Here is a 24,153-nt window from a genome sequence, read left to right as displayed (position 1 = left end):
TATAATTGTAAATCAGAAAATCTTATACTAATTAAATTAAAGATTCGTCATTTCCCAAGCAATTGTTTTTTGAATCGTGTCTTTAAAGTCTAAAACTTCAAAATCGACAAATGATTTTAAAAGTGAGATGTTTAGGCAAAAATCCTTAACATCTGTTATCTTAGAATCAAGGTACTTAACTCTTAAGTCTGGCAAATATAATTTAATTACATCTAAAATACTGTTCAAGCTATGAGTTTCCCCAGAACCAACATTTAGTGTTTTATTGATGCAATTGCTTTCAACTACTTGAAAAATAAATTTAACCAGGATATCAACATAAATATAGTCTTTTGACTGGCTACCATTACCCCAAACTTCTACTAGCTCTCCTCTTAGGGCTCTTCTTATAGCTATATTAATAACTCCTTGCTTTTCGGAGGTGTGAAATTTTCCGAAAGGATTGGAAATCCTTAGTATCAAATAATTAATACCATATTGCTTTTGGTAGAGCCGTAAGTAATTTTCAATGGTAAGTTTTACAACCCCATAAGAACTCATTGGATAACAAATTTCATTTTCAGAAATCAAACTTACTTTCTTTTCTCCATAAACTGCACCTCCAGATGACAAATACAAGATATGTTTACAATCGAAATGTTTCATTACATCCAGCAGGCCAATTGTTGCGATTAAATTACCATTAATATCTCCTAATATATTATTGCCAGATGATAAAGGTGTAGTTGATGTGGCACAATGAAAAACTTTTGTAAACTTCCATCTTGTAAAAAGTTCCATCAGCAAATTTACATTCGAGTAATCACCAACTACATATTCAACGGAATTGCATCTCTCTGTATGAAGATGTCTTGATAAAACAATAAACTTATATACTGAATTTGTCTTATTATTTAAAACATAATCAATTATATTCTTGCCTATAAAGCCAGTTCCGCCAATTAGCAATACTGTTTCCTTAGTTTGCAAGAACTTTTTCATATGTTTCTTTAAGCTTCATTCCATAACTTTTTGGGCTATAATCCTTATAAACTTTTCGAGCATTATCACCCATTTTCTTCCTTAAAACTTCGTCGTCATATAAGTGCTTAATTTCATAAGCGATGCTTGTAGTAAATGTTTCCAAATCATTTTTCAATAATATCCCATTAACGCCATTTTCTATTACTTGGGAAATACCTGCAAAATCAGTCGCAACGATAGCTTTCCCATAGCCTAAAGCCGACAAAATTACCAAGGGCATATCCTCATCCTTTATCGAAGGTAATAGAAACAAATCACATGCTGAGATAAAGTCCTCGCTATTCTTTCTATACCCTAGCAAAAAAACATTTGAAGATAAGTCTAGTTCGGATATATGATTTCTCAAGAGCCCTTCATCTATACCATTTCCAATAAAAGCACAATACACCTTGTTTTTAGAAATACTTCCGTTTTCAAATAATTTATACAATGCATCTATCAAATATCTCTGTCCTTTTCTTTCAGATAAAAATGCTACTTCCACAATCAAAAAGCTATCTTTTGGTATATTCAATTCTTCACAAATATCAGTTTTGTTTATTCTAATTTCTGGTAATGGGACACAATTGTTTATTACTAGTATTTTATTGGGATCAAAATTTCTGTTGACTACCAATTGTTGTTTTGCGTTATTTGATGCGTTAATAAAACGACTAACATTCTTATGAACAAAAGCATCGTAAAATTTTTCGAAAAAAATCTTACGTTTTCTTGCTTGATTATTTACTTGATAAATAACTTTTGATCTAATTGTCAAAAAATTTGCGACAACTAGAATGTTACAGCTTTTAGCTGCTGGATAACCTCCATTATTAACGTGAATAATATCTGGCTTGGTCGTTAATAATAGTTTCATAAAAACAAAAATGTTCCACAAAAAATATAGACCTATCTTTTCAATAATAAAAAAAGGGATTTTAATTATTAGCCTTAATGCTTGATTACTAATCTTGGCATTTACTTTATAAAAAAAAGTTTCGTTGGATAGTAAGATTAATGGAAAATTCCCTTTTCTATTTAACAAACCTTCATTTTTTAAACCTTCTTCGTATTCTTTGTGTTTTCTGTAAGCATATATTAGGTCATAACTTTCGTTCAAAACCTCATTTTTAATTAAGAAAGACATGAGCCGTTCGCTGCCACCATAGATATAACAATCACTAAATACCAATAATCTTTTCTTTTTCATGGAGCTACGGCTTTAACTTTAAAAATTTCTCTAAAAATATCATTCAAAACTTTTCTAAATTCCGATGAAAACAAATAATAAGTGAGGCTGCCTAGTGCAGAATATGATATAAATACTATGGTATATTGCAATATTTCTAGTTTTCCCTGCTGGACTGGAAGATAAACTTGCAGCTTTAAATTAATTAAATAGATCACAATACTACAGGATAATATGGACACTATATTTCTTTTTAAAAAAACAATCCAGTTGATATTAAATATACTTTTAGCTTGATACAAATAATATAATCCTGAAATAAAAAAAGCGAAAAATTTAAATAAACCAAAAGAGAACAGACCGAAATATTTAAAGCTTATTAATATACCCACCCAATAAACAGCTGGTAATATGGCACTCACAAAATATAGATTTTTTATTTTTTGCAATGATACCATTGCTATTCCCATTGGATTCGACAAAAAAGTAAAGTAATAGCTAGCAAACATTATTGAAATGATGGGTATGGCAGAAGCATAAGATACTCCTACCCAGCTTAAAACAAAGCTCTTCATTGTAACTATAATTACAGTAGTGGGAACTAAAGATAGAGGTAGGCCTAAAACTAATAATTTATAAAATGTGCTCTTAAATTCGGTTAATTGATTTCGTCCTAAGTAGTGGTTGAATTTTGCTGCGAAAGGATTATAAACGATACTATACAGAGATCTGGCTAAAGTCATGACCGAAATGCAGATATTAAAGATTGCTACTTCTTTTAAACCTACAAATTTACCTATAACCAAAATATCTAGCTCATAATAAAGCACCCAACATATAGTTACAAAAAGACTATTAAAAGCTAGGCCTTTAGTTTTTTTATAAACTCTAGAATTAAATTTGATCTGCTTAAAAAAGCCTAAAAAGCTATATTGATAATTTTTTATAGCCAAAAAACCACCTAAAAAAACACTTATAAATGTCAAGAATTGTGTTAGTGCATAATAGGCTACAATATGATATTCTCCATTTTTAAAAAATAAAAATACCGAAGCAATTTTAAATAAATTTAAGATGGAATATATACGTTGATACTTGTAATCATGCAAACGGATATTAAATATTAGCTGGATTATTCTGTGAGCCACCAAGATGGGTAAGCATATAATAAAAACTAGAAGAAGCTCTTTTATTAATTGAACTGTATCTTCTGTATTTAGCCCAGAAAGAATACTATGGGGAAAAAAATAAAAGATTAATACAACAACTCCGAAAAGTAAAAATACCGTTGCTAAAATAAATGTAACAAAGCCTAAGGTTTCTGTTTCTTCTTTTCTATCGTTTTTTGCAAAAGCTTCACTGGCAAATTTTACTCCAGCATTTAAAAACCCGAAATCTGCATATGATAGAAATAAGTTAAGTGACATTACGAAAGTGTAAATACCAAAATAACGTTGATTTTCGGCCAAATAAGGAGTTACTACAAACATAGTTGCAAACCCAGTGACAAGGCTTAATATCTGCCAAAGATAAATCTTAAGAAATTGCTTCACTAAATATTATATTCGAGACTAGCTTTATAATTTTCATTTAACTACTAGAGCGTATGGTTCATAAGTATTGAAGAGAGACCAATATTAAAGCTCTCTTTCTTTAATGAATTTTGCCGGCACCCCCCCAACTATAGAGTTTTCTTTTATATCTTTATTTACAACACTACCAGCGGCTATTACCGCTCCGTTTCCTATTGTAACTCCAGCAAGTATTACTGATTTTGCACCTATCCAAACGTCATTACCAATAGTTATGTCTTTTGAAATATTCGGTTGGTTTCTGATTAATTCACCTGATTTAACTCCGTGATTCGTATTGATGATCAAAACATCTGGTCCTACTAAACAATCATTACCTATTACAATCGAGTTAGAGTCAGCGTAAATGCACGAGTTATAATTAGCAAAAAAATTCTCTCCTATATCAATTATTCCTTCATTTTCACTAACAATTCTTACCCCAGGACAAACTCTGAAAAAATTTCCTACTTTAACCTTTTTCATATTCCCAAACGTAACATTTTCTGGTATTACGAAATTAGAATGCAAAAAGATCTTTTTATACGCAAATTTTCTAAGGCCATTCCCGCCAAGCGTGGATGGATAATTTTTTAATAGCCATTGTAAAAATCCTCTAATATTCATTTTGGCTTCTAGTTATTTAATCTTATCTAAGATTAATTTTGGATCGAAATAAGGATTAATGTAGTCTGTCAAAACTGAAACATCAACTTTGGCCTTTTGCTGTAATATTTCAAGAAGTTCCTCCTCATTTTTAGCCGACGGAACTTTTCTATTATTTCCATCGAATGGAGAAACGACAGTATAGTTATCTAATCCATTTCCATTTTCTAATCTTGGTTCAAAAACTACATAATTAATGCCAAATAGCAGCGCCTCAAAAAAAGCAGTAGATGTTACTCCTATAACTAAAGAGCTACGTTTTAACGAAGTTTCTAAATCATCCATATCAGCAAAAAAGAAATCATTGTCTAAATGTTTTAGGTACCAATCTACATTTTCACTAGGATGAGGTCTCAATCTTACTTTAGAAACTCCAAACTTTTTTAAAACATTCTGAAGGCTTAGCAAATAATATATGCAGTTTCCTCTATCGCTTAAACTATATGTATCTCCCAACGGAGCCCCAGGAAGTGGCTTTGGCAAAACTAGGATATCGTCAAAGTCAAATTTTAAATTCCCAATTTTCGTTGTATTATATTTGGGATGGCCATTCACTAAAATTTTATCTGGATTAACTCCTGCATTCACGTAATTTTGCTTGATGGCCTCTCCCCAAACCACTAAATAATCAGTTCTGTTATCATCACGACTGCCATATATTCCTGGCAAACCGTGGTTCAACAAAAATGACGGTCTATCAAGTTCTTTAAAAATTTGAATAGATAGTTTTTCAAAAAACCCTAAATCATTTGGTAAAAATAAGGCTCTTATATCTTTCTGTATGATAAAGTTTTTCATTGCGCTCTTCACCTCGTTAATTTCATTAAAAAAGTGTTCCGTTAATAAATCCTTTACATCGGCATATATTAATTTTAATTGCAATGATCTTACTTTTTTGAATAAAAGATGGTCAGATAGCTGGGTAAAGCTTTTTGAAATTATCCAAGGTGGGGGAGAAATCAAGTATTCTTGCCCATCAAACTTGTCAGAAACATTAAAATATGCACTGCTCCAAATTTTAATCTTATTTATTGATTTTTTACCTTTTGAATTAAATTTTAAAAAATAAGCAAAGGTAAGAGTTATTGCTTTTTCCTTTAACTTATCCCTGAAAGATATCTTTCTTTCATGAGGATTTTTAAAATTACCTCCAAAGAAATAAATCTTTTGATCCAATACATAACGTAATAAATCATAATATTCCCTATTCTTTACGTCTGAGTTGTTAAGATAGTTATAAAGTGCGCATAATGACTTGTCTGATTGCATTATATCAACTTAAAAACTTTAGGTCCATCCTAGTTCCTTCTTCTATATCTGTATTTACTTGTCTTCCCAAAATTTCTTTAAAGTACTTTGGATGCAGCCCAAAACCCGGTCTAATAGATCTTACATTCTCTTCTGTAATAGTTTCCCCTGCCTTAATAGTTTTAACTACGTACAAAGATCGAGAAAAGTCTTTTCCTTTACTTTGCTTTTCTGTCAAGGTATAATTCAGAGTACCTATTGCTTTTTCAGTATCTCTAACTGCCTTCACCATCTCTGTAAATTCCTCTTCATTCATTGAAAATGATGCATCTGGTCCGCCTATAGATCTATCCAGAATAAAATGCTTTTCAATAATTTTAGCTCCTAATACTGTTGCCACAATTGGCGCAGTACTTCCCATAGTATGATCTGAAAGACCTGAAATTACATCAAACCTATCTTTTAGATCTTGGATCATAACTAAATTTGCCTCTTCTATGGGAGCTGGATAACTAGAAGTACATTTCACCAATGCAATGTCATGGTTCCCTTTTCTTCTACAAGCTTCTATTGCTAATTCAATATCTGCTAATTCTGCTATTCCAGTAGAGATAATAACCGGCTTTCCTTTTGAAGCTACGTATTCTATCAATGGTATATCCGTTATTTCAAAAGACGCAATCTTATAAGCAGGCACGTTAAGTGTTTCTAAAAAATCAACTGCTGTTTTGTCAAAAGGAGAAGAAAAGCAGATTAGCCCTTCTTTTTCCGCTGCAGAAAACAACTCTTGATGCCATTCCCATGGCGTGTAAGCTTCTTGATACAAATCATGCAGATACTTACCTTCCCAAATTGTTCCCTTTATTTTAAAGTCATCTCTTTCCGAACTGATAGTCATCGTATCCGCAGTGTATGTTTGCAATTTAATGCAATTGGCTCCTGCCCTTTTTGCTGCCTTTATGGTTTCGATTGCGGTAGCTAAACTTCCATTATGATTTGCAGATAATTCCGCTATAATAAATACAGCGCTAGAACTGTCTATACTAAATGATCCTATTTTCATATGTTAACATATATTTCTCACTAAACAAAACGCTTCCGCATATTCAACGCCCACAACAATGCCCCATCGTTGGGCAACTATCTTTAATGCTTCTGGAGAGCGGGGATGTGGATATTCTCTTTTTTCGAATTCATAGCATTCCATCGCGGCAATTTTATCGTTTAATGATTGCTCATCTATCGAAATAAAAACATTGGGGATAAAATGCTTTGGGTCTGTGGAAGCTCTCCATTCAGTACCAGACATGGTTTCAAATGTTATAATAGTCTTAACAACTTCATCTTGCATTGGTCTGCAACAAGTAACAACTGCTTCAAATGTCCTTTGATGGTCTATATTTACATCTCCGCCATGATGTGTAAAAATCACTTCGGGCAAGAATTCTTCTTTTTCCTTTTCGATAACCTTTATAATCTCTAGGAGTGGTACCGAATCAAATCTGTTATCAGGAAAATTATGAATTGACACTTCATGATAGCCTATTTTCTTTTGAGCTTGATAAATGTTATTCCGATGCTCTTTCAAATGTGTGTCCCATAAATCTAGATCTCTATTATCGGATCTGGAAGTGATACCTTCTCCTAGGATAATGACTTTTGCAGTTATTCCAAAATTTCTAATCAACCTAGACATTGTACCACCCAAACCAAGAATCTCATCGTCTGGGTGTGCAACTACAATTAATATTTTTTTATTTTTTAGTGATTGTAACATTCGCCGTTAGTTTATTATTAGAAACGATTTGGCCCTTATTAAATTCAAATTTAAAATTTTTTGTTTCTAGAAATGCATTGGGGTAGTTATCCGCATCTAGCATTCGAATAAAATCATAAAGCTTTTCGATTTCGAGTATATTGTCTGTAATTAAACTTTCTTCTGGCTTTCTTCGAGTAAAAATGGTTGGCTCACCTTTCTGCGGCAGGGGAATTATTTTTGTTTCAATAATTTCTTTAATCATCTCTTTTATAAGTGTCCCTGCTCTACTAAATATCTCAGCAGCTGTGCCCGATAATGATAAATCTCTTTTTAAATAAATATTACCAGTATCTAAGCCTTTGTCTACTTTCAATGCAGATAGCTTAGTTTCCTTATGCCCATTTATTATTAGATTTTGAAGAGGACTTCCACCTCTTCCATAGGGTAAATCTGTCATATGAAAAACTACGCAATCGTAATTATTAAATATGGTTTCTGGAATAATCCACGACCAATGTAAAAAAAAAACGTATTCGGGATTGCTCTTTACTGCATCAATAAGTTCTGCTTTAGTATAAACGTTAATTACATCATAACTCCGTGAAATCTCATCCTGCACAGGTTGTAAAATCGTATTACAATTTGCTAAAATTATTTTAGGCATATGTATTCAAATATTTTTCAAACTCGTAAATCTTATCGTTTTTATCAGAAATTTTCTGGCTATAACCAAGCTTTTTGAACACTTTCATTGAAGCAATATTTTCACTAAAAACTTCCGCTCTAATAACTTTTAAATCAAGATCATAGTCGGCCAATAATTCAACACCAGATTTCAAAATAATTGTTCCTAAACCTTTTGAATGATAAAATGGGTCGACCAAGAAGCTGATAAGTGCTTCGCTACCACTAACATCAAACCTTACAGAGCCAAAGGGCTTTTCCTTTAAATATCCAATAAAATATAAACAACCTTCATCTTGGATTTTATTTAGGAACCAACTTCTATGTTCTTCAAAACCTATAGGATTTGAATTAAAGAAAAACTCTCTCAATCTTTTGTCACTTGCCCAGTGATATGTTATATCCAGATCCTCTAGAGTTGCCATTTTCAAAGAAACTTCCTTTTCTATTTCTAATTGTTTAAAGCAGGTCAGAATTCTTTCTCCCGATTTACCGTCAATTATTGAAGGTATTGGTTTCAAACTTTTACTGAAATATATATCAATTGCGTCTTTTATTGAATCAATGGAAAAATTTTTAGCACTTATAAAAGCTCCCATCTTCCTCAAGCTATTATACACGTTGATTTGATTTTGGGCGTAAAATCCTGATATTGCCCTTGTGTTCAACGCTAGTACCTCGATCAAAATACCACTAGATGGAACGATAGCTAAATCCGAATCATGAATAATTTCTTTCATTTGGCTCTCATCAAGAGAAATTGATAGGCGAAATCTATCATCGCTTTTGATGTCTTTCTCTAAATCCTCAAGCGCCTTATAACTTACCCCTACAACAACATTGACTAAAGAGAAGCGAGTATCTTTCTTTAAAATATTTACCGTACGCTGCGTTAAATTTTCATGATCCGACCCTCCAAAGCATACTAGAACCGATTTTTCTACCTTTTTAAGATCATTTTTTGCATTCAAAAAAGATGGCCTCAACAAAGCATAATCCATTCCGATTGCGAATTGAGTATATCGAGCTACTTTATAATTCGTCGATGAAATGCCTGGAGCAGTATTTATTATTAAATCTGAGTAAAAATATTTGTCATGTACATCATCAATGCAAACTAGCTTACAACTTTTGCTTATAATTTCTTTTTGGTAACTAGAATCTAATTCATAATGATCTAAAACAACGATTTCATTTCCCTCTAGCTTTTCTATAAAAACCTCTTCTTTATCAATTTGATAAAAGTGAAAACCGCTATTTTTAATTTCCTCGGCTACGCTAATAGGGCATTTAAAGCAAAAAAAATAAATGTCAAAATGTGCAGCAAGCATTTTACCTAGAGCAATACAACGTATTAGATGACCTAGTCCAATCTTTTCATCTCCGTCCGCTCTAATATATACTTTGGCTTTCACTTCTTCGATTTCCAACCTTACCGATAGTATTAATTCAGTCTTTTAAATCCTGAATGGCAAATTGGGCCTTCCAATAAGCTCATAATATCTAATTCTCCATGCTCACATTTAGACAAAACAGCATACACTTCACTTAAAGCATTAAAATATAAATCAAGATATTCTTTTGTATGTACCGTTGCCGCGTAAAAACTAGTGCTTGCTAAGAACCCTTTTTTTAACATTTCTTGAGTAACAAATGTTTTATACGCTAAAGCATTCTCACTATTAAAGCTGTAAGTAGTTAAGGCGGGTATGCCGGCCAGTGTAATTGAAAGTCTATGTTGTTGCGCCAAATCTCGCCATCCATTTTGTACGTCTTTCCCAATTGTGGTGATGGTTTCCCAAGATTTTTCTTCCTGCATTACCTTTAGAGTGGCCAATGCTGCTGTTGGACCGATACGTTCTGTCCAAAATGTACTGCTGATAAAAGTGGTTTGCGCCGCTTCCATTACTTCCTTTTTACCAACTACAGCTGTCAAAGCATATCCATTTCCTATTGTTTTTCCATACATGGTCATGTCTGGTTCTACACCGTATTTTTGATAAATACCTCCAAAGGTTTCTCTAAAACCCGAAGTGCATTCATCGAAAATTAGTACAATTCCCTTCTGGGTCGCTAAATCCCTTACCTTTTGTAAAAAATTATCTTCTGGGCCAAAATTACGTACAACTTCCATTTTGATAACTCCAATATTTTCTCTCTGCACAATCTCTAAAAGCTCATCATAATTGTTATAATGAAATGGATGAACAGAGTTCTTTAAATTTTTTGGAACTCCATTAGGATTCAGTCCTGGTATTAAGTGGCCTGATAAGTCATCACCACCATTGTGATTTGCAGACAAATACCAATCATGCCAGCCATGATAGCCGCAAATTGCTACGTTATCTTTTCCAGAAGCAGCCCTAGCAATTCTAATTGCTATAGCGTTTGCCTCGCCTCCACTTCTAGCAAACCTCACCATATCCGCCCAAGGGTTAATTTCTATAAGTTTTTCGGCCAAGTAGACTTCTTCAGGACAACTTAAAGTAGACATGTTTCCACTTTTCACGGTTTCCATCACTGCGGCATCTACCTGATCATTTCCATATCCTAATGTATTTGTCCCAATCCCCATGATACACATATCTATTAGCTCCTTACCGTCCAAATCCCAAACCTTACATCCTTTAGCTTTAGAAAAATAAGATGGCCAATGCTCTGGTAAAAACATTTCGGGTCTTTTAGATAACAGCATCGTACCACCAGGTATCAATGCTTTGGCTTTCTTGTAGAGTTCTTGTCCTGAGCCCATGTTTATTAGTCGTTTTTAATAGATTTTAAAAGTCCTTCGTTTCTTACAATATCTTCGTTAATAGCAGAAAGATTTTGTTCAATTATTTCATTGGTATAAGCAATCCACGATTTATTAATGCCACATCTATCTATTAATGCAGAAATTAATTGAAAATCCTTTTCTTCGTCAACTGTCATTCGAATTTTGGAGAAGTCTGAAAAGCACGGAAAATTAATAGCATTAAAAATCTTTTTGCCTTTCATGTTAGCGTTATTTCTTATATAAGGTGTTACATGCTCCTTTTCAGATTCAAGTTTAGCTTCTTTCCACGCCTGTTCCAGCACAGAAAACTTGAAAACTTCTATGTCCTGTCCATCTGGAAAATGCTCAATAACAGTATTGGAGCAATAGTCTACGTTATTTACAATGGCGCATTGAACCACAGCATCAACTAAATCAGGATCAATTAAAGGACAATCTGCCGTAATTCTAACAATCCAATGTGGGTTTTCTTTAACTGCGCACTGGTAAAATCTATCCAATACGTCATTTTCAGAACCTCTGAAGTACTTTACATTTAATTTGTCACAAAGATCTACTATCGAGTCGTCTTCTGTTTTTTTTGTTGTAGCTACGACAATTTGGCTGATACTTTTACATTCTTTCAGACGATTTAAGTGTATTTCAAGCAAGGTTTTGTCGGCTATCTTTCGTAATACCTTTCCTGGCAACCGTGTGCTACCTGTTCTAGCCTGCGTTATAAGTAACGTTTTTAAATGTTCCATTTTGACGGATTGAGTAAATCTGAATTTTCAATTTGGATTTGATTAATATCAGACACCAGATCGTCTGATAAACAAAAATTTAAATCTTCAATATTTTGTTGAAGCTGGCTTATATTATCTACTCCAATTAAGATTTGATCTATGTAATCCTGCATCAAACAGTAATTTAAAGCTATCTGTTGCAAAGAAACTTTTGTTTGCTCACTTAGTTCTCTAATTGTATTTAAACTACCTTGCAATTGCTTAACAATTTCGCGATTATCGTTAATATCACTAAAAAATAAGCCTTGTAAAAATACTGAGCGTGTATGGACAATTTTCCCCTTTTTCTTGGCCTCTCTAAGCAAATCACCTCTTTGATTTTCATTATCAAAGAGATTGAAAGGTATTTGTATAACATCTACATTATCATCATTGATAACCGCGACTGCCTGTTCATTGGTATAAACAGAAACTCCTATATATTCTATTTTTACTTGGTTTTTCAAAGCAACAAGTTGTTCCATAAATTCTTTGCCGCGATAATAAGTGTCAAACGAATGGAACAGCATTACTTTCAATCTGCTTACCCTTAATTCTTTTAAATACTGATCAACTTTTATGGAAATATCGCTATCTATGACATGTGGCAGCTTGGCTATAACATCAAATATGATAGTTGGATTTGCCTTATGAAACTTCCCTATAACTTGCTGGGCATTTCCATACGCTTCTGCTGTATCTAAGCATTTTATTCCAGAGTTAAAAGCTAGCTTAAGCATATCGTCAACTTCTCTTTGATTTGGTTTTTTAGATACATTGTTAACACCATATTTCTGACCAAATTGAACAGTACCTAGAATTATTTTACCTGTTTTCATAAAATTGAAAAATAGTATCTATTACGTATTGCTGTTCATCTTCTGTTAAAGTAGGATACATGGGTAAGCTAATACAATGTTTATAATAGCTTTCAGCATTCGGCATATCTCCTTCTTTCCAACCTAAGTTTCTGTAATATGGCATTAAATGACAAGGAATATAGTGTATTTGCGCAAAAATATTATGCTCCTTTAAGTAGTTATATAATGCGAGCCTATCTTGTACCTCTAAAATATACAGATGATAGGCATGACCTTTTACAACACCAGACTGACTAATTACAAAATCCTTTTTATTAAATGCGGTAAAGTATTTTCCTGCAATTTCTCGCCTTTTCTGTATTCCATCTTCAGCTCTGTTTAATTGGCTTATGCCCAAAGAAGCTTGAAAATCTGTAAGTCTATAGTTATATCCAAGCGTTTGCATTTCCATATACCAGCCTGGATATGTTTCTGCCTTGGAAGTTCCGTTTGCGAAATCCAAAGTGTTTGTATAGAATTCATCGTTTTTGGTAATACCATGACTTCTAAGCATTAATAGTTTCGCGTAAATTTCTGGATTATTAGTTGTAATCATGCCGCCCTCTCCACAAGCAATATGTTTTACAGGATGGAAAGAGAAAATCGCCAAATCTGCAAAATTACCATTCCCACAGCTTTGACTATTATTAGAACTATCTACAAAAAAGCCACCTGGCGCATGGCATGAGTCTTCAATTATCCACAACCCGTATTCATCTGCTAGCTCTCTAAATTCTTCAAGATTAACTGCTTTTCCAGCAAAATCTACTGGAATAATTCCAGAATAAGTTCCTTTAGGCGAACTTAATAATAGCTCTTTTACTTTAACAATATCTAAAAGATAAGTTTCTGGATTAATATCAGCAAATACGACTTCTCCCCCACAGTATTTGACACAGTTAGCTGATGCCGCAAAAGTGATGGGGGTAGTAATAACTTTATCACCAGGCTGAACTTGTAAAGCTAAAGTACATAAATGTAGCGCTGCGGTTCCATTTGCAACAGCAAGAGCATATTTACTGCCTACATAACTTGCAAACGCATTCTCAAATTCTTTAATTTTTGGCCCCTGAGTTAAATAATCTGATTTTAAGGCATTAATTACCTCATCAATATCTTGCTGAGTAATATTCTGTTTTCCGTAAGGAATCATTTTTATAAATTTCTAAAATGAACTATCAACGTGCTCTCTAATTAAAGACCTCAAAGAGTTTACTGTTTCCCACTCTGTATTCTCTCCTGAATTGTAAGCAAATCCAGCTTTGACCAATTTTGCTCCAAACTCTTTTTTAAAATCATCTAAAGACCACTTGTGAGTAGACGGCAAAATAGTATAATATTTCCCTAAATCATACGTATAGAACGAATCAGATGGAGTAATCATCTCTTCATGGACTTTTTCTCCTGGACGTATACCAACGATCTGCTGTTCGCAATTCGGCGCTATGGCTAAAGCGACATCCGTTATTCTGTAAGATGGTATCTTAGGTATAAAGATTTCGCCACCCCACGCATTATTCAAAGCGTGCATTACCATATCTACGCCTCCTTGTAATGATATATTAAATCTTGTCATATTGGGGTCTGTAATTGGCAACTTACCTTCGTGCCTTTTCTTAATAAAAAAAGGAATTACAGATCCATTTGATCCCATTACATTTCCATATCTTACTACAGAAAAAATAATTGGGTTGTCGCCTTTAATATTGTTTGCAGCAACGAAAAGCTTATCAGAGGTTAACTTAGTTGCACCATAAAGATTTATTGGAGCACAAGCCTTATCCGTTGACAATGCAACTACCCTAGAGACATTTGTCTTAAAACACGCGTTTATCACGTTCTGCGCACCATTTACGTTGGTCTTAATACACTCATCAGGATTGTATTCAGCAATTGGCACATGCTTCATTGCGGCTGCATGAATTACATAGTCTACGCCCTTAAATGCTCTTACTAATCGGTCTTCGTCACGTACATCCCCGATAAAATATCTAATTTGTGGATATTTCGCTTCAGGATATTCTTGAGCCATTTCAAATTGCTTTTGCTCATCTCTTGAGAAAATAATTAATTTTTTTATTTTAGGGTGTTTCAATAATATTTCTTTTGTTAAAGCTTTACCTAAGGATCCAGTACCTCCAGTTATTAGTATGCTTTTATTCGCTAAGTTTGTCATTTATCAGTATATCCTTTATCGTTTAAATATTTAATTACAAGAGAGATCAAATTTGCGTTTTTGTTCACAATCAAACCCCTAAACTATTTTCCTAAAAAAATTAATAATCATCAAATAAGCAACAACTATAAATCCAATCAAAATTCCTCCATAAAAAGCCCCCTTAATCTTTCCTAGTTTTTCCTTCTTCAACGGATAAACCGGCTCATCAATCACCTGTATCAATGGCGTTTCTTTCATCAATGCCATTTTACTCATCTCCAAATTCTTCATCATTTCCCCTAAAACAGCCTTATTCGTTTCGGCAGAGAACTGTGCTCTCTGTACTGGGGCAGCACGTTGTACTTGTCTAGTTGGGTTTAAATTTGGAGTTGCATCTGCAACGCTGGCAGCCGAATAAATAGCCCCATTCATTACTGCTCTTAACGAATCTGTTTTATGTTGTAGTATTTGTACATTATCTAATGATTTTTTAGTTTTCGTTTGCACATAAAAATCATTTACATTCTTGACGATCTCTTCATTAAAACGTTTTGCAAATGTTTCATCAGCAGATTTTACATCTACTTTGATGATGCTTAACTTTTTATCTGGCTTAGTAACGTTCAGATAACCCTTACCTATAACCTCTACAACTTTACTTACAACACTATCCCTAAGTCGTTGGGTTTTGGAATTTTTAAGCTTAACTTTATTATCTCCAATTGAAAAATGTAAATCTTTCAACTCTGGCTTTTTCTCCCAACCTTCCCTTAGCTTATTTATTTCTATATACCTTTCTATCAAAGGTTGCTTTGACAGGCTATCCAAAGGACTAAACAAGGTTTTCTCAATCATTGTACGAGACTTGTACAACTCCAAAATATTATCCCCCTGAAAAATACCTCCACCGCCGCCGCCTAAATCAATCCCCATCATAGATGCTACCCCTGCATAAGCAGCTAACCCTCCGCCCTTTTCCCCACTCTCTAATACAAATGTAGTAGTAGCAGTATAGATTGGTTTTTTGATAAAAGAATAGCCTAAGCCGAGTAATCCACCAACAAGACCTGCCGCAATAATAATCCATTTTTTACGCCACAGGTATTGCCACCATTCTTTAATTTTCAAGATCAATTCTTTTAAAGAGATCTCATCTTCATCTTTTGTTTCAACCTTAGCCGCTTGGTTATCCATACTTTATTGATATAAAGAAACTATCTTGTTTGTTACGTTTAATGTGTTACTACTTTCCCGGTTGGCATATATACTTTCTATCGTATTTACTACTTTTAAGCCGTCTTGCAAAGTAACGTCGGGTTTATCTTGGTTGTTTAATACTCGAATTACGTTAGCTATTACGAAGTGATGATTGGAAGCTGAACCAGTGTATGGCCCATAATTATTATCCTGTGGCGTTTCCAAGTCAGGTTGTTGTAAACCTTCTACGTTACAATAAGTTATTTTGTTCATGTATTGCCCGCCTATCTTAATCGTCCCCTTTTCGCCTATTACAATAATACTACTTTCCATATTATTTTGATAAACAGACGTCGAGTAATTGATTAGCCCCGAAGCACCTTTAGATAGATCAAATAAAACTATGCCGCTGTCCTCAAATTCGGTAGTATTTTGATGGTTATAGTTTGAGAATTTTGATTGAATATTATTAATGTCACCAAAGATCCATAATAACACGTCAATAAAGTGTGAAAACTGGGTGTATAAAGGCCCTCCATCCAGCTTTAATGTACCGTGCCAACCTCCCGTATAATAGCGTTCATCTCTATTCCAGAAGCAGTTGAGCTGCACCATAAAAACCTGCCCTAATTTATTGCCGTCAATAAGCTCCTTTAACCATTTTATAGTTGGAGAGTATCGATTTTGCACTACAGGAAAAACATGTTTATCGCTTTGTTTGCTTGCGTTTAAAATTCTATGAGCATCAATATTAGATAATGCTACAGGTTTTTCTATCACTACATTTCTATGCTGATGCAAACACTCCACTGCTTGTACTGCATGCAGTCCATTTGGGGTGCATATATTGATTACCTGTACTTCTTTATCTTCTGCCAAAAAAGTAGAAAGATCTTCGTAATAAGGTACATTTTGCATACTTAATGGATAAACTACATCTATAATTGCAGCAAGTTCTGCCTCGGGATGCTGTTGAATTAATTCTGCATGCCGTTTACCGATATGACCGTATCCTAATACTGCAAATTTTATTTTGTTCTTGGTCATTAATGCTGTTTAATCACCTGAAAATCTACTAATTTATATTGCTGCCCGCTCTCAGGACAAGTGGCCATATTAAACTGATCAAAAGTTAGGTGATGTCCGTATTCACTTGCCCAACCCATCTGTTTTGCTGGCGTACCAACCACTATAGCGTATGCCTTTACATCTTTGGTAACAACAGCTCCTGCACCAACTAAAGCAAATGCCCCTACGTTATTACCACATATTACCGTAGCGTTTGCTCCAATAGTTGCTCCCTTCCCTATTCTTGTCGATAAAAATTCAGCTCTGCGATTGATAAAACTCCTTGGATTTTTAACATTGGTAAAAACTACAGAAGGGCCTATAAACGCGTCATCTTCTATGGCCACGCCACTGTAAACGGACACATTGTTTTGTATTTTTACGCCATTACCGATATGAACCCCGCTTGCGACCATCACATTTTGCCCTAAAATACAGTTTTCACCAATCGCAGCGCCTGCCATTACATGAGAGAAATGCCATATTTTAGTTGCTTTTCCAATCACAGCACCTTTATCAACAACCGCCGTTTCATGTACAAAATAAGTCATCGTTATACTTTAAAAAAGAGTTTCACAGCATCAATAATATAATTTAGCTGACTTTCTTGCATTTCGGTGTGAATAGGCAACGATAATACGCTAGCGCACAAATTCTGAGTTACAGGGAAATCTCCTATACCAAAAGTAGCTGTTTTAAAAGCATCCTGCAAATGCAGGGAAATAGGATAATATACCATGCTTGGAATTGCTTTTTCTTGCAGAAACTGCTTTAAGGCATCCCTTTTACTACTGACTTGTAGTTTTACGGTATATTGATTAAAAACATGTGAAGCGTTATCGCTTCTTTTGGGAATAATAAGATCTTCTATTTCTTTAAAGGCGTTATCATAAGCATTGGCAACCTGGATTCTAGCTTGGGTGTAATTTTCCAAGTATTTCAACTTTATTTCTAAAATTGCTGCCTGTAGCGTGTCTAATCTAGAATTACACCCTACCACTTTATGATGATACTTTTTTTCTTGACCGTGATTGGCAATCATTCTAACCTTTTTTGCCAATGCTGCATTGTTGGTATATAACGCCCCTCCGTCGCCGTAGCATCCCAAATTTTTGGATGGAAAAAAGGAGGTACAACCAATATCACCCATAGTACCTGCTTTTTTAACTACTCTATTCGAAAAAGTATAGTCGGCACCTATGGCCTGTGCGGCATCCTCAATAACATACAGACTATGTTTCTTTGCTAGGTTCAAGATAGGCTCCATATCTGCACACTGCCCATATAAATGTACAGGTACTATCGCTTTGGTCTTAGCTGTAATTGCTTTTTCAATCAGTTCGGCAGTAATGTTAAAAGTAGCAGGACAAACTTCTGTCATTACAGGTTTGAGCTTTAATAAAGCGATTACCTCTGCCGTAGCCACATAAGTAAAAGCCGGCACAATTACTTCATCACCTGGTTGCAAGTTCAATGCCATTAGAGCTATCTGAAGCGCATCGGTGCCATTACCACAAGAAACTACATCATTAACTGCCAAATAGTTGGCCAATTTCTCCTCAAATGACCTTACTTGAGAACCATTTATAAAAGCTGTACTATCTAATACCGATTGTACTGCTATATCAATCTCGGACTTTATATTTTTATATTGACTCTTAAGGTCAACCATTTGGATGGCTCGCACTATAATCTTCCGTCAATTATTCCCCTATCCAAGCAAGCTTTGGTATCATACAAAATGGCATTTTCCCCGTTTTTTATCTTTGAAAAGTCCATCGATAAAAATTGCTTGTGGCTAACCGCTAAAACAATGGCATCATATTTCTTATCTAAGACAGCTATTAAATTGATACCATACTCCTTCTTTACTTCTTTTGCATCTGCATAAGGATCAAACACCTCTATATTTAATCCAAACTGTTTAAGTTCTTCATAAATATCTATTACTCTAGAGTTTCTAATATCTGGGCAGTCTTCTTTAAAAGTAACTCCTAAAATTAGCGCACTTGCTCCTTGTACCTTTTGTCCACCGTTAATCATCAACTTAACAACTTTATTGGCTACAAACATCCCCATATTGTCATTTACCCTCCTGCCAGATAAGATAACCTGAGGATGATAGCCTAATGACTGGGCCTTGTGCGCCAAATAATAAGGATCAACACCTATACAATGTCCTCCTACTAGACCTGGTTTATATTTCAGAAAATTCCACTTGGTGGCGGCGGCCTCAATTACATCAGTAGTGTCTATACCAATACGGTCAAAAATAAGCGCCAACTCATTCACAAACGAGATATTGACATCTCTTTGCGCATTTTCTATCGCTTTACTAGCTTCAGCCACTTTTATACTCGGGGCTTTGTGCGTGCCAGCGGTAATAATACTAGCATATAAGTCATCAATCACATTTGCAATTTCAGGAGTGGATCCTGAAGTTACTTTTTTGATCTTTGTTAAGGTATTTACTTTATCGCCGGGGTTAATACGTTCTGGAGAGTAGCCGCAGTAAAAATCTTCATTAAACTTTAAGCCTGAGGATTTTTCTAATACCGGCACACAATCTTCTTCGGTACATCCGGGATATACAGTTGATTCGTAAATGACAATATCTCCTTTTTTGAGTACATTCCCCAACATCTCCGAAGCTTTTAGCAATGGCATTAAGTCTGGTGCTTTAAACTGATCTATAGGAGTTGGAACAGTTACGATAAAAATATTGCAATTCACAATATCCTGAAGTGCTGAAGAAAAAGTTAACGTTTTTTTAGCTATGACTTCCTTTAATAAAAATAAGTCGGCTTCTTTAGTTCTATCTTCACCTTTTTGTAATTCCGAGGTTCTTTCTCCGTCAATATCGAACCCTATTACATTATACTTTTTGGCAAATTCGATGGCCAAAGGAAGGCCAACGTAGCCCAGCCCAATTATCGCTATTTTCATGTCAGTAGAGGTGATCAAGTTTATCTAAGCAAACTTACAATAATAGCCGCTAACGAAGCTAATCCCGTACCAATACCAATCCAAGCTTGAGGACTAATTTTTTCTCTTTCCGCTTTTACAGGCACTAAAATCTCTGCCCCTGGTTTCACTTTTGGATAGTTGTTAAAGAACAAAAATTTCTTGGCAGCTTCTGCCGAACCATTGGCATATTTGATATAGGCCCTATTTTTCCAAGCCCCACTAGTAAAGCCTCCTGCACCATTAATGTATTGCTTAAAACTTTTCCCAGGAATATAAACAATGCTGTTCGGATTTAACACCTCACCAGTAACCTTAATGGTTTGCAGTTGTTTAGGTACCCGCACAATATCTCCTTCTTCCAAAATTAAATCTTGCCTTGACAAAGGTTTCTCTAATATCCGCTCTAAGTTAATCCCTACTAAATCTGACTGCACCAACTTCTCGTCTATTTTTTTTACGTTTTCCGGTTCTTTAGCATTCTTCTCTTGAACCCTTTCCAAATTCAAGAATTTTTTCTCCTCTTCTTCTTTATTATTGATGGCGTTCTTATCATTTGGATTAACCTTTTCAGCTCCTGGTCTTTTCAAGGAGGCTCCTTCAGCATAAGCAAATGGTGTTAAGCCTCCAGCTCTTTTAATTAAATCCGATATCCGATAGTCTTTACTGGTGATGGTGTACATACCGGGGAACAGCACTTCGCCTTCAATTTTCACTTGCTTTTGAATGGCATAGCCTTCAGAGTTCCTCACCGAAATAATATCGAATGGTTTAATTTCGAACTTATCACCCAAAACACGTAGATTTTCGTCGATATTCACCACAAATAAATCTGCTATTTTAGAAGATGTAGAATTAGGATCCGTATTCTTAATTCTCCTAGATACTTCAATTCTATTTGGCGTAGCGCCCTCTCTTAAACCACCGGCCATCTGTATGATGTCTTCCAGTTTCAAATTATTCGCGAACTGAAAGGTTCCCGGAGCCCTTACTTCACCTTGTATGGTCACGGTGTATTCTTCCCTTAAATCAAAAATAGAACTAATCGTTACTTTGTCTTCCCTTGTTAATGGAATATCCTTCTCTTCTCCAGAAAGAATTTTTGCAACATCGAAAGAAATAAAATATTGTGTCTTATCAGGATTTAATCGGTTGATATAACCTCTATTTAAAAAAGCATCTTCTGTTATGCCATCTGCTTTTTTTATTAAACTGGCAAGAGTCAAACCTTTATCGAGCGCATAAACACCCGGTCTAAATACAGCGCCAATAATTTCTACCCTGTTTTCAAAGCGATCCAAAATAGCCTCCACAATAAATTTATCGCCATTTTTGGGCTGATAACTATTGTACTGAGCGGCATAAATATCTCTAATTCTTCTTTCTTTATTGGTATTTTGAAAAGTCTTGATTTTTGCGGTATAAGCTTCGGCTGTAAATCCTTTGGCAAAATTGATGACATCTTGGAGCGTTTCATTCCCTTTGATTTCGAAAATAGCGGCTTCTTTTACTTCTCCAGTAACTTCAACCCTTCTATCGTAAGCAGGGATGTTAATCACGTCTTGGTCTTGTAACCTAATATTTCCTGTCTGAATTCCCTTTAACAAAAAATCGTAAACATCTATGGTGGCCACCACCCTATTGTTCCTAATCACCTGAATATTTCTTAATGAACCATTTTGCGACGGCCCACCAGAAACATACAACGCCCTATATACATTTGCCAATGAGGGCAAGGTGTAGCTGCCCGCCTTGATCGCCTGTCCCGTTACCGTAACCTGAATGCTTCTGATATTTCCCAAGTTAATGGCCACCGAGGTTTTACCTGTTTTTAAAGCTGGGTAGGTTTTAGACATTGCGGCTTTAATCTTAGAAATGGCTTGCTCTATAGTCAATCCACCAACGGCAATTCTCCCTACATACTCTAAATTGATTACCCCTTCTGGGCTAACCTGCAAATTATAACTACGCTCATTGTCACCTGTAAGATCGATAATTAGTTTATCATCTGGTCCAATAATATAATTCTTAGGCGTTGCTATTCTTAAATTAGGTTCAAAGGTAATATTGCCTCCTTTAAATAAATCTGAGCCAAAAATCTTAGCCTGAATTTCGCCATCGTTTTCTTTCTTCTCATTCGTGATAGAACCGCCGTCTGTAGTCTCGCTGTACTCCCTACCCGTACCCACTATTGGCTTATCAGCAGTCTGTACACCTGCGCCTTGCTTCTTCAGCTTTTCTACCCTTGCCCTAAATTTTATGATTTCTTCTTGTTTAACCCCTCTCGATATTGCAACTTGTTCTAATTGCGCATCACTGGTATAACCCATCGACTCAGCCTGCTTGATCAACTGCAAAATCTGCGCATCAGAAAGCTCATCTACTTTAATATTAGTGCCAACCTGGGCAAAAACTACTGTACTTGTAATAACAAGAAGTAATAATAAAAATAATCTTTTCATGAAAGGGTGTTGTAATTTTCCTTTATCGCTGATGATAACGAAAATTTATTCAAAATAATTTAGCGTTTTATAGTTCCCTTGCTTCAGATACTCGTCTTTCTTCATTAAGTTTAAATCAGACTGCATCATGTCTTCTACTAAAGCTTGCAGATCGTACTTAGGGTCCCAACCCAACTTGGTTTTTGATTTGGTCGGATCTCCTAACAGCAAATCAACCTCTGTTGGCCTAAAGTATTTTGAATCTACCTTAACTACGGTTTCGCCTAATTTAAGTGTATCAAGATTTAATTCTAATTGCGATGCTTTCTCTCTATCGATATCTATAATCACCCCTTTTTCTTGCTCGTCCTTCCCTGAAAACTCTACGGTAATTCCTAGCTCCGCAAATGCCATACGCACAAAATCGCGAACGGTAGTAGTTACCCCAGTAGCAATAACGTAGTCTTCCGGTTTTTCTTGCTGAAGAATTAACCACATTGCCTCGATATAATCTTTGGCGTGGCCCCAATCGCGTTGTGCAGACAGGTTACCTAGGTAAAGGCAGTGCTGTAGTCCCAATGCTATCTTAGCAGCTGCTCTGGTAATTTTACGGGTTACAAATGTTTCTCCCCTTAAAGGACTCTCATGGTTAAATAAAATTCCGTTACAAGCAAACATATCATAGGCCTCGCGGTAGTTTACCGTAATCCAATAGCCGTAAATTTTAGCTACGGCGTAAGGAGAGCGAGGATAAAATGGTGTACTTTCACTCTGTGGAACTGCTTGTACCAAACCATATAGTTCTGATGTAGAAGCTTGATAAATTTTTGTTTTTTTAGTCAGGCCTAATATCCTTATCGCTTCTAGCAACCTCAAAGTGCCGATACCATCTGCGTTGGCTGTATATTCAGGCATTTCGAAACTTACCCTCACATGGCTCATTGCCGCCAAATTATAGATTTCATCGGGCTGGGTTTCTTGAATGATTCTTATCAAGTTTGTAGAATCGGTTAAATCCCCGTAGTGTAATTTAAACCTCACATTATTTTCGTGCTGATCTTGATAAAGATGATCAATTCTATCCGTGTTAAACAGCGATGATCTTCTTTTGATACCGTGAACAAAATAGCCTTTTTTCAACAAAAACTCTGTCAAATAGGCGCCATCCTGGCCGGTCACCCCCGTAATCAGTGCAACTTTCATTTATATTTTTTAGTAAAATTTGGTGCTGCAAACATATACATTCATTTATTTGTAATAAAAATGTTGTAGATGAGCGACGCCTCAAAAATAGTATTTTTATTGAATTTATATACTTACAATTTTACGTAAGCAAGTTTAGGCTTTACGCAACCTTATATCAAGCTAACGAGGTTTTGTTACCTTCTTACGTACCTGTGCCCATTTAAATTAACTACACTAAACTTTTAGGGCGCATTTGGTTAAGCTTTAGCAAGCATCTTGTAGTAGCGAAAATTTCTAAAAATATTTCAAAGTAGGGCGTATAAATAGCTGTGCTTTATATATAATGGCTAGATTAACGTGAGTTTTGGGTGTTTTATGCTGTAAATCAAACACCTAAAGTTATGTTGATTAAAAAAAATGATTAGATAGACCCTTAAAAGCTAGTCCCGAATTAATTTTGGGAGACGAAACGCCAAAATTTACCGTCACCTCCGATACTCGGAGCAGGCTCTGAATTTATTTTGCTTCGCAGCTACTTCGTGGTAAGGGTCAGTGTTACAAATAGTTTGTCATCACACTAAGAAGCTGTTTAAATTTCAATAAGAATAAATACATAGGCGG

The 24,153-nt window shown here is 35.0% G+C and carries 21 protein-coding genes; all 21 read right to left on the bottom strand.

What is annotated here, in order from left to right:
• Positions 1-36: 36 nt before the first annotated feature.
• The 21 genes from B3I52_RS15120 to gmd all read right to left on the bottom strand — a co-directional run bounded on the left by B3I52_RS15120 (position 37) and on the right by gmd (position 23,550).
• The gene (locus tag B3I52_RS15120) at positions 37-981 is read right to left on the bottom strand and encodes an NAD-dependent epimerase/dehydratase family protein (protein ID WP_293302841.1); all 945 of its coding nucleotides are present in this window, start codon (positions 979-981) and stop codon (positions 37-39) included.
• Positions 959-2,212, bottom strand: a complete 1,254-nt coding sequence (locus B3I52_RS15115) for a glycosyltransferase (RefSeq protein ID WP_293302839.1) — start codon at positions 2,210-2,212, stop codon at positions 959-961. The genes B3I52_RS15120 and B3I52_RS15115 overlap by 23 nt, the downstream gene beginning before the upstream one ends.
• Positions 2,209-3,681, bottom strand: a complete 1,473-nt coding sequence (locus B3I52_RS15110) for a lipopolysaccharide biosynthesis protein (RefSeq protein ID WP_293302837.1) — start codon at positions 3,679-3,681, stop codon at positions 2,209-2,211. The genes B3I52_RS15115 and B3I52_RS15110 overlap by 4 nt, the downstream gene beginning before the upstream one ends.
• A gap of 147 nt (positions 3,682-3,828) precedes the next feature.
• Positions 3,829-4,389: an acyltransferase gene (locus B3I52_RS15105; protein ID WP_293302834.1), complete on the bottom strand. Its 561-nt coding sequence runs from the start codon at positions 4,387-4,389 to the stop codon at positions 3,829-3,831.
• 12 nt (positions 4,390-4,401) lie between these two features.
• Positions 4,402-5,697, bottom strand: a complete 1,296-nt coding sequence (locus tag B3I52_RS15100) for a hypothetical protein (RefSeq protein WP_293302832.1) — start codon at positions 5,695-5,697, stop codon at positions 4,402-4,404.
• 4 nt (positions 5,698-5,701) lie between these two features.
• On the bottom strand, positions 5,702-6,739 hold the full coding sequence (gene pseI, locus B3I52_RS15095; protein ID WP_293302831.1) for a pseudaminic acid synthase: 1,038 nt from the start codon (positions 6,737-6,739) through the stop codon (positions 5,702-5,704).
• Between the two features lie 3 nt (positions 6,740-6,742).
• On the bottom strand, positions 6,743-7,453 hold the full coding sequence (locus B3I52_RS15090; protein ID WP_293302828.1) for a PIG-L deacetylase family protein: 711 nt from the start codon (positions 7,451-7,453) through the stop codon (positions 6,743-6,745).
• Positions 7,431-8,099, bottom strand: coding sequence for a formyltransferase family protein (locus tag B3I52_RS15085; protein WP_293302827.1), 669 nt, complete (start codon positions 8,097-8,099; stop codon positions 7,431-7,433). Before B3I52_RS15085 ends, B3I52_RS15090 begins: the two co-directional genes overlap by 23 nt.
• Positions 8,092-9,549: a UDP-2,4-diacetamido-2,4,6-trideoxy-beta-L-altropyranose hydrolase gene (pseG, locus tag B3I52_RS15080; RefSeq protein ID WP_293302825.1), complete on the bottom strand. Its 1,458-nt coding sequence runs from the start codon at positions 9,547-9,549 to the stop codon at positions 8,092-8,094. Before pseG ends, B3I52_RS15085 begins: the two co-directional genes overlap by 8 nt.
• A 14-nt stretch (positions 9,550-9,563) precedes the next feature.
• The gene (locus B3I52_RS15075) at positions 9,564-10,871 is read right to left on the bottom strand and encodes an aminotransferase class III-fold pyridoxal phosphate-dependent enzyme (protein ID WP_293302822.1); all 1,308 of its coding nucleotides are present in this window, start codon (positions 10,869-10,871) and stop codon (positions 9,564-9,566) included.
• Positions 10,872-10,876: 5 nt separating this feature from the next.
• Positions 10,877-11,638, bottom strand: a complete 762-nt coding sequence (locus B3I52_RS15070; protein WP_293302819.1) for a glycosyltransferase family protein — start codon at positions 11,636-11,638, stop codon at positions 10,877-10,879.
• A complete protein-coding gene (locus B3I52_RS15065; RefSeq protein WP_293302817.1) occupies positions 11,626-12,498 on the bottom strand; it encodes an aldo/keto reductase in 873 nt (290 codons plus the stop codon). Before B3I52_RS15065 ends, B3I52_RS15070 begins: the two co-directional genes overlap by 13 nt.
• Positions 12,485-13,672 carry a UDP-4-amino-4,6-dideoxy-N-acetyl-beta-L-altrosamine transaminase gene (gene pseC, locus B3I52_RS15060; RefSeq protein WP_293302815.1) on the bottom strand — a complete coding sequence of 396 codons (1,188 nt, stop codon included), beginning with the start codon at positions 13,670-13,672 and terminating at the stop codon, positions 12,485-12,487. The genes B3I52_RS15065 and pseC overlap by 14 nt, the downstream gene beginning before the upstream one ends.
• Positions 13,673-13,684: 12 nt before the next feature.
• A complete protein-coding gene (gene pseB / locus B3I52_RS15055) occupies positions 13,685-14,695 on the bottom strand; it encodes a UDP-N-acetylglucosamine 4,6-dehydratase (inverting) (RefSeq protein WP_293302812.1) in 1,011 nt (336 codons plus the stop codon).
• Positions 14,696-14,773: 78 nt separating this feature from the next.
• Positions 14,774-15,871 (bottom strand): Wzz/FepE/Etk N-terminal domain-containing protein, encoded by a 1,098-nt coding sequence (locus tag B3I52_RS15050; protein ID WP_293302809.1) that lies wholly within the window; start codon positions 15,869-15,871, stop codon positions 14,774-14,776.
• A gap of 3 nt (positions 15,872-15,874) precedes the next feature.
• Positions 15,875-16,921, bottom strand: coding sequence for a Gfo/Idh/MocA family protein (locus B3I52_RS15045; RefSeq protein ID WP_293302778.1), 1,047 nt, complete (start codon positions 16,919-16,921; stop codon positions 15,875-15,877).
• The gene (locus B3I52_RS15040) at positions 16,921-17,493 is read right to left on the bottom strand and encodes an acyltransferase (protein ID WP_293302776.1); all 573 of its coding nucleotides are present in this window, start codon (positions 17,491-17,493) and stop codon (positions 16,921-16,923) included. Before B3I52_RS15040 ends, B3I52_RS15045 begins: the two co-directional genes overlap by 1 nt.
• A 2-nt stretch (positions 17,494-17,495) precedes the next feature.
• Positions 17,496-18,614: a DegT/DnrJ/EryC1/StrS family aminotransferase gene (locus B3I52_RS15035; protein ID WP_293302774.1), complete on the bottom strand. Its 1,119-nt coding sequence runs from the start codon at positions 18,612-18,614 to the stop codon at positions 17,496-17,498.
• Between the two features lie 14 nt (positions 18,615-18,628).
• On the bottom strand, positions 18,629-19,888 hold the full coding sequence (locus B3I52_RS15030; protein ID WP_293302772.1) for a nucleotide sugar dehydrogenase: 1,260 nt from the start codon (positions 19,886-19,888) through the stop codon (positions 18,629-18,631).
• A 20-nt stretch (positions 19,889-19,908) separates the two neighbouring features.
• Entirely contained in the window at positions 19,909-22,368 is a 2,460-nt protein-coding gene (locus B3I52_RS15025; RefSeq protein ID WP_293302769.1) for an SLBB domain-containing protein, read from the bottom strand.
• 45 nt (positions 22,369-22,413) lie between these two features.
• Positions 22,414-23,550 carry a GDP-mannose 4,6-dehydratase gene (gmd, locus tag B3I52_RS15020; RefSeq protein ID WP_293302766.1) on the bottom strand — a complete coding sequence of 379 codons (1,137 nt, stop codon included), beginning with the start codon at positions 23,548-23,550 and terminating at the stop codon, positions 22,414-22,416.
• Positions 23,551-24,153: the final 603 nt, after the last annotated feature.

This window comes from Pedobacter sp. UBA4863, assembly GCF_002399615.1.
Classification (GTDB): Bacteria; Bacteroidota; Bacteroidia; order Sphingobacteriales; family Sphingobacteriaceae; genus Pedobacter.
Note: the sequence above shows the minus strand (reverse complement) of the source record. Positions and strands in the feature narration are given on the sequence as shown.